At 72.2% G+C, this 12,567-nt stretch carries 11 protein-coding genes; 8 read left to right on the top strand and 3 right to left on the bottom strand.

The window, feature by feature from the left end; translation table 11 throughout:
• The first annotated feature begins 7 nt into the window (after positions 1 to 7).
• The 4 genes from ACZ6SA_RS29650 to ACZ6SA_RS29635 are packed head-to-tail and all read left to right on the top strand — an operon-like array spanning position 8 to position 3,862.
• On the top strand, positions 8 to 997 hold the full coding sequence (locus ACZ6SA_RS29650; protein ID WP_465831768.1) for a glycoside hydrolase family 18 protein: 990 nt from the start codon (positions 8 to 10) through the stop codon (positions 995 to 997).
• A 50-nt stretch (positions 998 to 1,047) separates the two neighbouring features.
• Positions 1,048 to 2,163 carry a sensor histidine kinase gene (locus tag ACZ6SA_RS29645; RefSeq protein ID WP_465831766.1) on the top strand — a complete coding sequence of 372 codons (1,116 nt, stop codon included), beginning with the start codon at positions 1,048 to 1,050 and terminating at the stop codon, positions 2,161 to 2,163.
• On the top strand, positions 2,160 to 3,266 hold the full coding sequence (locus ACZ6SA_RS29640; RefSeq protein ID WP_465831764.1) for a sensor histidine kinase: 1,107 nt from the start codon (positions 2,160 to 2,162) through the stop codon (positions 3,264 to 3,266). The genes ACZ6SA_RS29645 and ACZ6SA_RS29640 overlap by 4 nt, the downstream gene beginning before the upstream one ends.
• Complete coding sequence (locus tag ACZ6SA_RS29635) at positions 3,263 to 3,862, top strand: response regulator transcription factor (protein ID WP_347646817.1); 600 nt, start codon at positions 3,263 to 3,265, stop codon at positions 3,860 to 3,862. The genes ACZ6SA_RS29640 and ACZ6SA_RS29635 overlap by 4 nt, the downstream gene beginning before the upstream one ends.
• A gap of 80 nt (positions 3,863 to 3,942) precedes the next feature.
• Here ACZ6SA_RS29635 and ACZ6SA_RS29630 read toward each other — a convergent pair whose 3' ends face one another.
• Positions 3,943 to 5,193 carry a class I SAM-dependent RNA methyltransferase gene (locus ACZ6SA_RS29630; protein ID WP_465831761.1) on the bottom strand — a complete coding sequence of 417 codons (1,251 nt, stop codon included), beginning with the start codon at positions 5,191 to 5,193 and terminating at the stop codon, positions 3,943 to 3,945.
• Between the two features lie 88 nt (positions 5,194 to 5,281).
• On the opposite strand from ACZ6SA_RS29630, the gene ACZ6SA_RS29625 reads away from it, so the two are divergent.
• Positions 5,282 to 6,919 (top strand): alpha/beta hydrolase, encoded by a 1,638-nt coding sequence (locus tag ACZ6SA_RS29625; protein ID WP_347646818.1) that lies wholly within the window; start codon positions 5,282 to 5,284, stop codon positions 6,917 to 6,919.
• On the opposite strand, the gene ACZ6SA_RS29620 is transcribed toward ACZ6SA_RS29625, so the two are convergent.
• A complete protein-coding gene (locus ACZ6SA_RS29620) occupies positions 6,906 to 8,948 on the bottom strand; it encodes an APC family permease (RefSeq protein WP_347646819.1) in 2,043 nt (680 codons plus the stop codon). The two genes, ACZ6SA_RS29625 and ACZ6SA_RS29620, sit on opposite strands and share 14 nt — an antisense overlap.
• A 102-nt stretch (positions 8,949 to 9,050) precedes the next feature.
• On the opposite strand from ACZ6SA_RS29620, the gene ACZ6SA_RS29615 reads away from it, so the two are divergent.
• Together ACZ6SA_RS29615 and ACZ6SA_RS29610 are read left to right on the top strand one after the other, a co-directional pair.
• A complete protein-coding gene (locus ACZ6SA_RS29615; RefSeq protein ID WP_347646820.1) occupies positions 9,051 to 9,716 on the top strand; it encodes a potassium channel family protein in 666 nt (221 codons plus the stop codon).
• Positions 9,716 to 10,375, top strand: a complete 660-nt coding sequence (locus tag ACZ6SA_RS29610) for a potassium channel family protein (RefSeq protein ID WP_347646821.1) — start codon at positions 9,716 to 9,718, stop codon at positions 10,373 to 10,375. The genes ACZ6SA_RS29615 and ACZ6SA_RS29610 overlap by 1 nt, the downstream gene beginning before the upstream one ends.
• 46 nt (positions 10,376 to 10,421) lie before the next feature.
• Here ACZ6SA_RS29610 and ACZ6SA_RS29605 read toward each other — a convergent pair whose 3' ends face one another.
• The gene (locus ACZ6SA_RS29605; RefSeq protein WP_347646822.1) at positions 10,422 to 10,649 is read right to left on the bottom strand and encodes a hypothetical protein; all 228 of its coding nucleotides are present in this window, start codon (positions 10,647 to 10,649) and stop codon (positions 10,422 to 10,424) included.
• 153 nt (positions 10,650 to 10,802) lie between these two features.
• Here ACZ6SA_RS29605 and ACZ6SA_RS29600 point away from each other — a divergent pair, with 153 nt between their 5' ends.
• The gene (locus ACZ6SA_RS29600; RefSeq protein ID WP_465831757.1) at positions 10,803 to 12,533 is read left to right on the top strand and encodes an HAD-IIB family hydrolase; all 1,731 of its coding nucleotides are present in this window, start codon (positions 10,803 to 10,805) and stop codon (positions 12,531 to 12,533) included.
• Positions 12,534 to 12,567: the final 34 nt, after the last annotated feature.

Raw genomic sequence — 12,567 nt, 5'->3', positions numbered from 1 at the left:
GTGGCCTATGCCGCGGCACACCAGGGAGCCCGGCCTGCTCCCACGTCCTCTGGCGATCCTGGGCGCGCTCGCGCTCGTCGCGGGCACCGGCACGGCGATCCGCCTGCTCCCGGCGGACGGCCGGCCTGCGCCGGCGGCGCCCCCACCGCTCGCGCGGCCCTCGCCTTCGCTCTCGCCCGTGGTCTCCGAGGAGCCTCCGCCGACGGCGTACGTGGCGTTCGTCGACTCCGCCCGCGAGCCCGCGTTCGACCTCCCCGCGCGGTACCGCCGCACCGGCGTCCGCCGGTACGCGCTCGGCCACCTCGTCGCGGGCGGCGACGGCTGCGTGCCGGCCTGGACGGGCTCCCCCGCTCCCGGCGAGCCGATCGGCCGGCTCAGGGCGCTGGGCGGCGACGCCGTACTCGTGTTCGGCGGGCGGGGCGGGCGCGCGCTGGCCACGACGTGCACCCGGCCCGGCGAGCTCGCCACCGCCTACCGCCGGATCGTCGGAGCCTACGGCGCCACCGCCATCGACTTCGAGGTCCGCGACAGCGCCGACAGGACCGCCGTGCTGCGCAGGGCGCGCGCCATCCACGCCCTGCAGCAGGAGCGCGACCTGCGCGTGAGCTTCACCCTGCCGTTGAGACCCGGCGGGCTGAGCCCGGCCGACGCGGCGATGTTGCGGACCACCCGCCGGGCGGGCGCGGACATCGAGACCGTCAACCTGCTGGCCGCTCTCGGGCCGCGCACGGCACACCGCAGCCGGCTGGGCAGGGTGGCGACGGCCGTGCGGGCGGCCCGCGCCCAGGTCGCGCGGGCGCAGGGCCTGGACGATCCCGAAGAGGCGTGGGAGCGCATCGCGCTGACCCCGGTGCTGGCCGGCGGCTCCGATCTGGGCGCGTCGGACGCGCGCACGCTGGCCGCGTACGCCACCCGCCACCGGCTGGCCTGGCTGTCGCTGCGTGGAGCCGATCCACCGCAGGGCGTCTCACGGATTCTCTGGCGGGCGCTGTCCTGAATATAGGATTCCGGGGAGCGGTGAGGTTTCTGTCGGCATGGGAGGGCGTGATGGTGGCACGTCCCGACACGGCCAGAAAGCTCCTCATCTACTGGATGGACGCCGCGACGGCCCTCATGGCCCTGATGTTCGCCGGGGTCACCGTCGCGGAAATGGCGGCCGGCACGATCTCCGCACCCCGCACGGCGGCCGTCCTCGCGTGCCTGCTCGGCTTCTTCGGGCTCTACCCCTTCCTCCTCAGGCAGGCCTTCGACCACCAGCCGAAGCCCACGCCGAAACTCGCGCTCGCGGCGGTCCTGGCGGCGGGCGTGCTGCTGCTCATGCCGCACAGCGGCAACATCGCCGGCCTGCGCTGGGAGAGCATCCCTCTGTGGTTGTCGGCCGCCGCCCTCTACCTGTCGCTGCGGGCGACGGCCTGCCTGACCGCGGTCACGATCGCCCTGTCCACCGTGTTCGTCGTCCGCGTGAGCGGCCAGACGTGGCCGAGCGTGCTGCTCAGCGAGTCGGCCGCGGCCGTCGTCATGATCGGAGCCATGCTGCTGTGGCGCTGGCTCTGGTGGATGATCAGGGACGCGCACAAGAGCCGGGAGGCGAAGGCCAGATTGGCCGTCGCGGAGGAGCGGCTGCGCTTCGCCCGTGACCTGCACGACCTGCTCGGCCACAGCCTCGCGGTGATCACGCTGAAGAGCGAGCTGGCCGCCAAGCTGGCCACCAAGGACACCGCGAGGGCGGCCGCCGAGATGGCCGCCGTACGCGAGCTGGCCGGCGAGTCGCTGGCCGAGGTGCAGCAGGCCGTTCACGGCTACCAGATGCTCGACCTGGAGGAGGAGCTCGACGGCGTACGCGTCGCGCTGGAGGCCACGGGCGCCCGCTGCGTGATCGAGGCCAGGGCCGACGGGCTGCCGCCGGAGTCGCGGACGCTGCTGGCGTGGGCGGTGCGCGAGGGCGGCACCAACGTGCTCAAGCACAGCAGGGCCACCCGCTGCGCCATCACCATCGACGGGGGCGTGCTCGAAATGGTCAACGACGGCGTGAACGGGCAGCCGGGCACGCCCGGCAACGGCCTGCGCGGGCTGTCGGAGCGGCTGGTCGCTGCGGGCGGCTCGTTCTCCGCGGCGCCCACCAGGTCGGGCGAGTTCCTGCTGCGCGCGGGGGTGCCGCCGTGAGGCTGATCTCCCGCGTACGGAACGCGACGAAGTTCGACAAGGCCCGCTGGCTGATCGTCTGGTCCGCGGACCTTCTCCTGCTGCTGTCCACCGTCGGATTCTTCGACCTGTACGTCCGCTGGCAGCTGGGCATGCCCTGGCCGGTGGTCGCGACCGCCGCGGCGTTGCTGCTGGTCTTCGCCGTGCTGAGCACGCGGCCGTTCAGGATCGCCGTCAGGGGCGGGAAACGGCCCACGGCGATCCTCGCGGTCACCGGGGTGATCGTCCTCCTCCTGGCCGTGTTCCCGCTCATCTGGGTGATCCCGGTGTGGCTGGGGCTGATCACGGCGTTCGCCCGGAGAACGACCGTCATCGCCCTGTCGGTCGCGTCGATCGTGGTCATCAACGTGTACGTGACGCTGGTCAGCTCCTTCGCTCCCGAGCTGGTGCTCGTACAGACGGTGATGACCACCATCACCGTCGGCGCGGTGTGGGCCAACCTGCGGCTCTGGCACCTGACCAAGGAGGCGCACGAAGGGCAGGAGGCGCTGTCCAGGCTGGCGGTGTCGGAGGAGCGGCTGCGCTTCGCCCGCGACCTCAACGACCTGCTCGGGCAGAGCCTCACCGACATCGCGTCCAGGACCGCCCGCGCCGAGCAGACCCTGCGCTCCGGGCAGGAGGCGGCGGCGGCCGAGATGTTCGAGGTGCGCGACCTGGCCAGGCAGTCGCTGCGCGAGGTGCGCAACGTCGTCCAGAACTACCGGGCGATCGATCTCGACGAGGTCCTCGCCAGCGTCCGGGCGGTGCTGGAGGCGGCGAACGTGCGCTGCACCGTGCGCGCGGAGACCGCCTCGCTGTCGCCCGAGACGCGCACGCTGCTGGCCACGGTCGTGCGCGAGGGCGCGACGAACGTGCTCAAGCACAGCAAGGCCGAACGCTGCACGATCACGATCCAGGACGGAGTGCTGGAGATGTCCAACGACGGGGTGAACGGGCCGGTGGGCGAGCACGCGCCGAACGGCCTGGCGGGGCTGGCCCAGCGCGTGCGTGCGGCGGGCGGCATCCTGGAGGCCGAGCCGACCCGCGAGGGCCGCTACCTCCTGCGCGCGGCGGTGCCCGCATGACCACACGCGTGCTGCTCGCCGACGACGAGCACCTCGTCAGGGGCGCCATCGCGGCCCTGCTCGACCTGGAGGACGGCATCGAGGTCGTGGCCCAGGTGGGCCGGGGCGACGAGGTCGTGCCCGCGGTGGCCGAGCACCGGCCCGACGTGGCCGTCCTCGACATCGAGATGCCGGGCATGGACGGCCTGAGCGCGGCCGAGCAGATCAGCTCCCAATGCAAGATCGTCATCCTGACCAGCCTGGGCCGTCCCGGCTACCTGCGCCGGGCCATGGCGGCGGGCGTGAGCGGCTTCCTCGGCAAGGACGCCTCCGCGGAGGAGCTGGCGATGGCCATCCGCAAGGTCCAGTCGGGCGGGCGCTACCTCGACGCCGAACTGGCCGCCGCTGCGATGGCCGCCGGCGACAGCCCGCTGACCGAGCGCGAGCGCGACGCGCTCCGCCTGGCCGGCGACGGGGCCACGATCTCGAGGATCGCCGGAGAGCTGCACCTGACCGAGGGCACCGTACGCAACTATCTGTCCAGCGCCATGACCAAGCTCAACGCGCAGAACCGCCTGGAGGCCATCCGCACGGCGCAGCGCATGGGCTGGCTCTGAGGTCCGCCCGCCACGGCACCACCCGGCCCGCGCACACCACCCGGTCTACGCAGGGCCGCCCGGTCCAAGCAGGGCCCGGTCTACGCCCGGACGAGCAGCGCGACGCACTCCACGTGATGGGTCATCGGGAACGCGTCGAACGCCCGCAGCTCCGACAGGGTGTAGCCGCGCTCCGCCAGCCAGGCCAGGTCGCGGGCGAGGGTGGCCGGGTCGCACGACACGTACACGATCCGCAGGGCGTCCAGCGACGCGATGCGCGTCACCACCTCGCGCCCCAGCCCCGCCCTCGGCGGGTCGACCACGACGAGGTCGGCCCGCTCGATCTGGTGCCGGTCGAGGGCGTCCTCGACGCGCCCCCTCTCCACCCGCGCCTGCGGCAGGTCGCGGAGGTTGGCGCGGGCGTCACGGACCGCGGACTCCTCCGACTCCACCCCGAACACCGCGCCCTCGGGCCCCACGGCCTCCGCCAGGCCGGCCGCGAACAGGCCCACGCCGCAGTAGAGGTCGAGCGCCCACTCCCCCGGTTCGGGGGCGGCGTACGCCAGCACCGCGTCCAGCAGCGTCTCGGCGGCCCCGGGGTGCACCTGCCAGAAGCCGCTGCCCGCCACCCGGAACCGGCGCTCGCCCGCCCGCTCGTGCAGCACGCCTGAACCGCGCCGCGGCACCGTGCGGCCCTTGCCCTGGTCGAGCAGGACGGAGGCGGGCGCTTCGAGGTCGGGCACCGTGACGCTGCGCCGGGGCCTGGGCGTGACGACCACGGCCCGGTCGCCGCCGGACGAGGCGATGACCTCGATGCTCGACGCGCCAGGCCAGGTGTGCTCCTCGGCGGCGACCGCCTCGACCTCGGGGTGGGCGATCAGGCAGGCGTCGACGACCTCGATCTGGTGGGAGCGGTGGCGGCGGAAGCCCAGCTCGCCGGAGGGCAGCGCGGCGAACTGCACCCGCGTGCGCCAGCCGAGACCGTCTTCGGCCCCCGGCACCTCCTCCACCACGACCTCGCGCCGGATGCCCGCCAGCCGCTCCAGTTGCTCGGTCACGACCTGCGCCTTGAGCCGCCGCTGCGCCTCGGGCGTGGCGTGCTGCCAGTCGCAGCCGCCGCAGCGCCCCGGACCGGCGTAGGGGCAGGGCGGGACGACGCGGTCGGGCGACGGCTCGAGGATCTCCACGGCGTCGGCCCGCAGGAACCGGGTGGTCTCCTCGGTGACGTCGGCGATCACCCGCTCGCCGGGCAAGGCGTGGCGGACGAAGACCACGCGCCCTTCGTGGCGTGCCACGCACCAGCCGCCATGGGCGACCGGACCTACCGTCAACTCGAGAGATGCCTGTTCCACACCGACACCCTATGTGCGCGGGCGCGGCGGGCTGTCACGGGCGGGGGAGGCGCCGTCCGCTACGGGCGGGCCGTTACCCTAGGTGATCGTGAACGAGGGGCGGGTGGTGCGGCGGCGGCTCGGATTCGGGGGGACGCTGCTGGCCGTGCTGTTCGCCTGCGCCTCGCTGACGCCGTCGTTGTTGCCCCGCACGTGGCTCCTGCAGGGGGTCATGGGCGCCGTCACCGGGATCATCGGCTACGCGGCAGGAGCGGCGCTGGGCGCGCTGGCGCGTTCGATGATCCGCTACCGGCCGTCCGAGCGGGCACGGTGGATCGCCTGGCAGGTCCTGATCGCGGGCTGCGCCGCGGTGGGCGCGATCACGCTCTGGTACAGCTACGACTGGCAGCGCGACCTGCGGGCCCTCATGGGCATGGACACGCGGATCACCTGGTTCCCTCCGGTGATCCTCGCCGTGGCCCTCGGCCTGTTCGCCGTGATCCTGTTCCTGTGCAGGCTGGTACGCCTGGGCGGCCGCAAGCTGATCGGCTGGCTGGACCGGTACGTGCCGTCGTTCGCAGGGCACGCCATCGGCGTGCTGGTCATCGCCGTCCTGGTGGGGGTGCTGGCGAACGACGTGCTGTTCTCCGGGTTCGTGGCCAGGGTGAGCGACGTCTCGTCGGTCGCCAACAAGGGCACCGATCCGGGCGTGCGCCCGCCCGTGTCGCGTTCCCTGTCGGGCGGCCCGGGCTCGCTGGTGAGCTGGGAGTCGCTGGGCAGGGAGGGCCGCAGTTTCGCCGGCAGCGCCGTCACCCCCTCCCTGCTGACCGCCTTCTCCGGCCGTCCGGCCGCCGAGCCCATCAGGGTGTACGTCGGCCTCGAAGCCGCGGCCACCCCCGAGGCGCAGGCGGCGCTTGCCGTGCGCGAGCTGGAGCGCACCGGCGCGTTCGACCGGTCGATCATCGCCGTGCTCGGCACGACCGGCACCGGCTGGGTGGACGAGCACGTCGCCGACGCGCTCGAGTACATGTACAACGGCCGCTCCGCCATGGTGGCGGTGCAGTACTCCTACCTGCCGAGCTGGGTGTCGTTCCTGGTCGACAGGGGCAGGGCGGCGGCCGCGGGCAAGGCGTTGTTCGAGGCGGTGCACGCCCGGCTGGCCCTGCTGCCGCCCGACGACCGGCCGCGGCTGGTGGTGTCGGGGGAGAGCCTGGGCTCGTACGAGCTGGAGCGGGCGTTCAGCGACCTGGACGACATGGCGGCCAGGACGGACGGTGCGCTGTTCGTCGGGCCGCCGAACGCCGACCCGATCTGGCGGCGGCTCACCGAGGGCCGCGAGCCCGGCAGCCCCGTGTGGCGGCCGGTCTACGACGGCGGCAGGACGGCCAGGTTCGCCCAGCGCCCCGCCGACCTGAGCCGCCCGCCCGGCCCGTGGCCGCACCCTCGCGTGGTCTACCTGCAGAACGCCTCCGACCCGGTGGTGTGGTGGACGCCGGAGCTGATCTACCGCAGGCCGGCCTGGCTGGAGGAGCCGCGGGCGCCGGGCATGAACCCGCAGATGAACTGGTTCCCGCTGGTGACGTTCTGGCAGGTGCTGGTGGACATGACGGCCGCGTTGTCGGTGCCGCCCGGGCACGGGCACCGCTACAACTCCGACATCGTGGACGGGTGGGCCGCCGTGGCCCCGCCGCCGGGTTGGAGCGCCGACGACACCGGCAGGTTGCGCGCGCTGATCAGCGGGAACTGACCCGCCCCTCGTCGTCGCTCTGCTGCGCGGGACGCCGTACCGCGCCGGGCGCGAACGGCTCGGGCCTGCCCTTGAGCCGGTCGGAGGAGTGCAGCTGCCAGGGCACGCTGGTCACCATGACTCCCGGTTTGAACAGCAGGCGCGCCTTCAGCCGGAGCGCGCTCTGGTTGTGCAGCAGGTGCTCCCACCAGTGGCCGACCACGTATTCGGGGATGAACACGGTCACCACGTCGCGCGGTGAGCGCCTGCGCAGCGTCTTGACGTAGTCGAGGACGGGCTGGGTGATCTCGCGGTAGGGCGAGTCGAGCATCTTGAGCGGCACCGGGATGCCGAGGCGCTCCCACTCCTCCTGCAGCCTGCGCGCGTCCTCCCCTTCGACGCCCACGGTGACGGCCTCCAGCGTGGACGGCCGGGTGACGCGGGCGTACGCGAGGGCGCGCATGGTCGGCTTGTGGATCTTCGAGACCAGCACGATCGCGTGGTTGCGCGCGGGCAGCATGGCCGGCTCGTAGTCCTCGGTGATCTCCAGCTCGGCCGCCACGTTGTCGTAGTGGCGCCTGATGCCTTTCATCATGAGGAACAGGATCGGCATCACGATCACCACGATCCACGCCCCGACCAGGAACTTCGTCAGCAGCACCACGATGAGCACCAGCCCCGTCATGATCGCCCCGAAGAAGTTGATCGCGCGGGAGCGGTACATCTGGTGCCGGATCCTGGGCTCGGTCTCGGTCTTCAGATGGCGGGTCCAGTGGATGACCATGCCGGTCTGGCTCAGCGTGAACGAGACGAAGACCCCGACGATGTAGAGGTTGAGCAGGCGGCTGACGTCCGCGTCGAACCCCCAGAGGAGCAGGCACGCGCCGAGCGCCAGAATGACGATACCGTTGGAGAAGGCCAGCCGGTCGCCGCGGGTGTGCAGCTGGCGCGGCAGGTAGCGGTCCTGGGCCAGGATCGAGCCGAGCACGGGGAAGCCGTTGAAGGCCGTGTTGGCGGCCAGGAAGAGGATCAGCGCCGTCACCGCCGAGACGACGATGAACGGCATCGACCCGCCCCCGAACACCGCGTCGGCCACCTGGGAGATGATCGGCTGCTGGTAGTAGCCGGGGCCGACGGGGGTGCCGTCCGGCCTGAGCAGGTCCTCGGCGACCACCGACGGCTCGGCCACCTTCACCCCTGACGCGAGGCCGAGGGCGATGATGCCGCTGAACATGCTGATCGCCACCAGCCCCATCATCAGCAGCGTGGTGGCGGCGTTCTTGCTCTTGGGCTTCCTGAACGCGGGCACGCCGTTGCTGATGGCCTCGACGCCGGTCAGGGCCGCGCAGCCGGAGGAGAACGCGCGCAGGATCAGGAACGCCGCGGCGAAGGCCGTGAGGTTGGTCTGCTCGGGCTCGATGGTGAAGTGGGCGCTGGGCGCCTGGATCTGCTCGTCCAGGATCAGCAGCCGGAACCCGCCCCAGGCGATCAGCCCCAGGACGGCGACCATGAACGCGTACGTCGGGACGGCGAACGCGGCGCCCGACTCGCGGATGCCGCGCAGGTTGACCACGGTCAGCAGGACGACGATGACGACGGCGACGGCGGTCTTGTGCTGGCCGACGAACGGGATCGTGGCGCCGACGTAGTCGACGCCGTTGGCGACGGACACCGCGACGGTCAGCACGTAGTCGACCATGAGAGCGCTGGCCACGGTGAGCCCGGCGTTGCTGCCGAGGTTGGTGGTCGCGATCTCGTAGTCGCCGCCGCCGCTGGGGTAGGCGTGCACGTTCTGCCGGTACGACGCCACGACCGTGAGCATGACGACCACGACGGCGAGCGCCACCCACGGGCTGTAGGCGTAGAAGGAGGCTCCCGCGAGCGAGAGGATGACGAGGATCTCCTGGGGCGCGTACGCCACGGACGAGAGGGCGTCACTCGCGAAGACGGGCAGGGCGATGCGTTTTCGCAGGAGCTGCTCGTGGAGCTGCCCGCTACGCAAGGCACGTCCCACGAGCACGCGTTTGACGAGATCCGTCACCTTCGACACGTAACGAGATGCTAGTCCTCTGCCAGGGGGATCGAACGCGGCAGCCCCCATCGGGCCATACTGGTGTCGAGCAACCTGCCGACCGCGAACATGCGGGGGGAAATGCATATTGTGATCATGGGATGTGGCCGGGTGGGTTCGACCCTCGCGCACATCCTCGAAGACGGCGGTCATTCCGTCGCCATCATCGACCGCGACCCGCAGGCGTTCCGGCGGCTGCGGGCCGGGTTCCGCGGGCGGCGGGTGACGGGTGTGGGCTTCGATCGCGACGTGCTCACCGAGGCGGGCGTCGAGTCCGCGACCGCGTTCGTGGCGGTCTCCAGCGGCGACAACTCCAACATCATCTCCGCCCGCGTGGCGCGTGAGACGTTCGGCGTCGACAACGTGGTGGCCCGCATCTACGACCCCCGCCGGGCCGAGGTCTACCAGCGGCTGGGCATCCCGACGGTGGCGACCGTACGCTGGACCGCCGACCAGATCATGCGCCGCATCCTCCCCGAGGGCGCCGAGCCGCTCTGGCGCGACCCCACCGGCACCGTCGTCCTGGCCGAGACGGCCGCGCACCCGGCCTGGATCGGCACCCGCGTCGTCGAGCTCGAGGAGCGGGCGCGGGCTCGCGTCGCCTTCATCAACCGCATGGGCGAGGCCGTGACCATCGGGCCCGACACGGTGGTGCAGGAGGGCGACGTGCTGCACGTCATCGCCGCCGAGAGCGACATGGACCGGATCAACAAGGTGCTGGCCGCGGCACCGGAAGAGGAAGACTGATGCGCGTCGCCATCGCCGGAGCGGGCGCCGTGGGCCGCTCCATCGCGGCCGAGCTCCTGGAGAACGGCCACGACGTGCTGCTCATCGACGTCGACCCCGGCGCCATCAAGATCGACAGCGTGCCGCGCGCGGAGTGGCTGCTCGCCGACGCCTGCGAGATCGCCTCCCTCGACGAGGCCGGGCTCAACAACTGCCACGTCGTGGTGGCCTCCACCGGCGACGACAAGGTCAACCTGGTGGTGTCGCTGCTGGCCAAGACCGAATACGGCGTGCCGCGCGTGGTCGCCCGCATCAACCACCCCAACAACGAGTGGCTGTTCAACGAGTCGTGGGGCGTCGACGTGGCCGTCTCGACCCCGCGCCTGCTGAGCGCGCTGGTGGAGGAGGCGGTGAGCGTCGGTGATCTGGTGCGCCTGATGACGTTCCGCCAGGGGCAGGCCAACCTGGTCGAGCTCACCCTCGCCGACGACGCCCCCGTTGTGGGCCATCGGGCCGGCTCGGTGCCGTGGCCCGTGGACGCCGCCCTGGTGGCGATCCTGCGCGAGGGGAGGGTGCTCGTCCCCACGGCCGACGATCCGCTGGAGGCGGGCGACGAGTTGCTCTTCGTGGCCAACCAGGAGGTCGAGCAGGAGCTGGCCCACCTGCTGTCGCAGCACTGACGGAAGGCCCCCTCGCGAGCGGCGTGCGAGGGGGTCGCGCCGCCTTTCAGGACTCCCAGACGAACTCGTTGAACCGGTTGGGGTCGTCCTTGTCGGCGCAGAATCTGTGGCTACGCGGCGACTGGTAGGGAATGTCGACGTATGTCTCGCTGCTGATGTTCTTGCCGCACGTCAGGTTCTGCGGGTCGGTGTCGTCATCGGCGATGGCGGGCACGGCCGCGAGCAGCAGGGCCGTGGTGGTCAGGGCAAGGGCGGCGACAACGCTTCTGAGCATGATGGCTCCCGTACGAGTGAGCGGGCAATTCCACCGGCTTTCTTACCCTCCGTAGCGGATCGCGTACTTAAGGGTTACTTCCCGAGGTCTTTAACGTCTGCGACTTTCGGCGCCCCGGCTGGATGTCCCGCGATCGGCGGGTAGGGGGAGCCCATGCGCCACAACGTGCTGGCTTGTGACTATGACGGGACCCTGGCCCGCGCGGGCCACGTGACCGAGACGACGATCGAGGCGCTGGAACGGCTCTCCCGCGCCGGCATCAAACTCGTGCTGGTCACCGGGCGCGAGCTCGACGACCTGCTCACCGTGTTCCCGCACCCCGGCCTGTTCGACCTGATCGTCGCCGAGAACGGCGGCCTGCTGTACGACCCGGGGCAGCGCACCCGCGACGCCCTGGCCACGCCTCCGCCCGCCGCGCTGGCCGACCGGCTGCGCGGCGAAGGGGTCAGCCCGCTCGGCGTGGGGCAGGTGGTGGTCGCCACGCGCGAACCGCACGACGTGCGCGTCCTGGCGGCCATCCGGGACCTCGGGCTGGAGCTGCAGGTGATCTACAACAAGGGCGCCGTCATGGTGCTGCCGCCGGGCGTGAACAAGGCGAGCGGCCTGGCCGCCGCCCTCGACCGGCTGTCGCTGTCGGCGCACAGCACGGTCGCGGTCGGCGACGGGGAGAACGACCACGCGTTCCTGACCGCCGCCGAGTGCGGCGCCGCCGTCGCCAACGCGCTGCCCGCGCTCAGGGACTCGTGCGACCTGCCCCTGGCGGGTGAGGCCGGCGACGGGGTGGGCGAACTGGCCGGGATGATGCTCTCGGGCGACCTGGACGCGGTGGACGTGCCGCGCCGTCACGTCCTGCTCGGCCATCGCGGCAACGAGGAGGTGCGGCTGCGGCCGTACGGCTCCGGGCTCCTGGTGGCGGGCCCCTCGGGCAGCGGCAAGTCCACGGTGACGACGGCGCTGCTGGAGCGGCTCGTCGGCGACGGCTACCAGTGCGTGATCGTGGACCCTGAGGGCGACTACGCCGACTACCCGGGTATCACCGTGCTCGGCGACCCGGACCGGGTGCCCGGCGTGGAGGAGGTCGCGCACGTGCTGGAGCAGCCGCGGCAGAGCGTCGTGGTCAACCTGATCGGCCTGCAGCTGCGCGACCGCCCCACGTACTTCGCCGAGCTGCTGCCCCGGCTGACCGGCTTGCGCGCCAAGCTCGGCCACCCGCACTGGGTGGTCGTCGACGAGGCCCACCACCTGCTGCCCGCCGAGGTGCGGCGGGTGCCGCTGGGCGAGGCCGCCGACCTCGGATCGTTGCTGATGATCACCGTGCATCCCGAGGCGGTGAGCACCGAGGCGCTGCGCCTGGTGACGACCACGATCGCGGTGGGCAAAGAGCCCGAAAGCACGCTCGCCGCGTTCGCCGGCGCCCTCGGCCAGGAGACGCCCTCGCTCGACCCGGTCGCCGATGGCGACATCGCGCTGTGGCAGCGCGGAGACGAGACGGCCCGGCACCTCACCCTCACGCCCGCGACCGTCGAACGCACCCGGCACCGCCGCAAGTACGCGGCGGGCACCATGGCCAAGGACAAGAGCTTCTACTTCACCGGACCCGGCGAGCGGCTGCGGTTGCGGGCGCGCAACCTGCACACCTTCGTCGAGCTGGCCGAGGGCGTGGACGACGACACCTGGCTGCACCACCTGCACAGGGGCGACTACTCGCAGTGGATCCGCGACTGCCTCGGGGACGCCGGCCTCGCCGACGAGGTGGCGGAGCTGGAGCGGGCGGACGAGCCGCAGCCCGCGGAGAGCAGGCAGCGGGTGGCGGACCTCATCGGCAGGCGCTACACCCTTCCCGCCGAGCCCACCGCCTTCGACCCGGACCACGACGACCGCTGAGCCCTCCGCAGCCGCAGGACGCGCAAGGGCGGGG

This window comes from Nonomuraea sp. NPDC049378 (assembly GCF_055586745.1).
The sequence above is the reverse complement of the archived record's forward strand: the minus strand, read 5'-3'. Positions and strand labels throughout refer to the sequence as shown.

Coding starts and splice junctions, on each gene's coding strand:
- ACZ6SA_RS29650 (WP_465831768.1), top strand. CDS start 8: ATGCCGCGGCACACCAGGGAGCCCGGCCTGCTCCCACGTCCTCTGGCG.
- ACZ6SA_RS29645 (WP_465831766.1), top strand. CDS start 1,048: ATGGTGGCACGTCCCGACACGGCCAGAAAGCTCCTCATCTACTGGATG.
- ACZ6SA_RS29635 (WP_347646817.1), top strand. CDS start 3,263: ATGACCACACGCGTGCTGCTCGCCGACGACGAGCACCTCGTCAGGGGC.
- ACZ6SA_RS29615 (WP_347646820.1), top strand. CDS start 9,051: ATGCATATTGTGATCATGGGATGTGGCCGGGTGGGTTCGACCCTCGCG.
- ACZ6SA_RS29610 (WP_347646821.1), top strand. CDS start 9,716: ATGCGCGTCGCCATCGCCGGAGCGGGCGCCGTGGGCCGCTCCATCGCG.
- ACZ6SA_RS29605 (WP_347646822.1), bottom strand. CDS start 10,649: ATGCTCAGAAGCGTTGTCGCCGCCCTTGCCCTGACCACCACGGCCCTG.
- ACZ6SA_RS29600 (WP_465831757.1), top strand. CDS start 10,803: ATGCGCCACAACGTGCTGGCTTGTGACTATGACGGGACCCTGGCCCGC.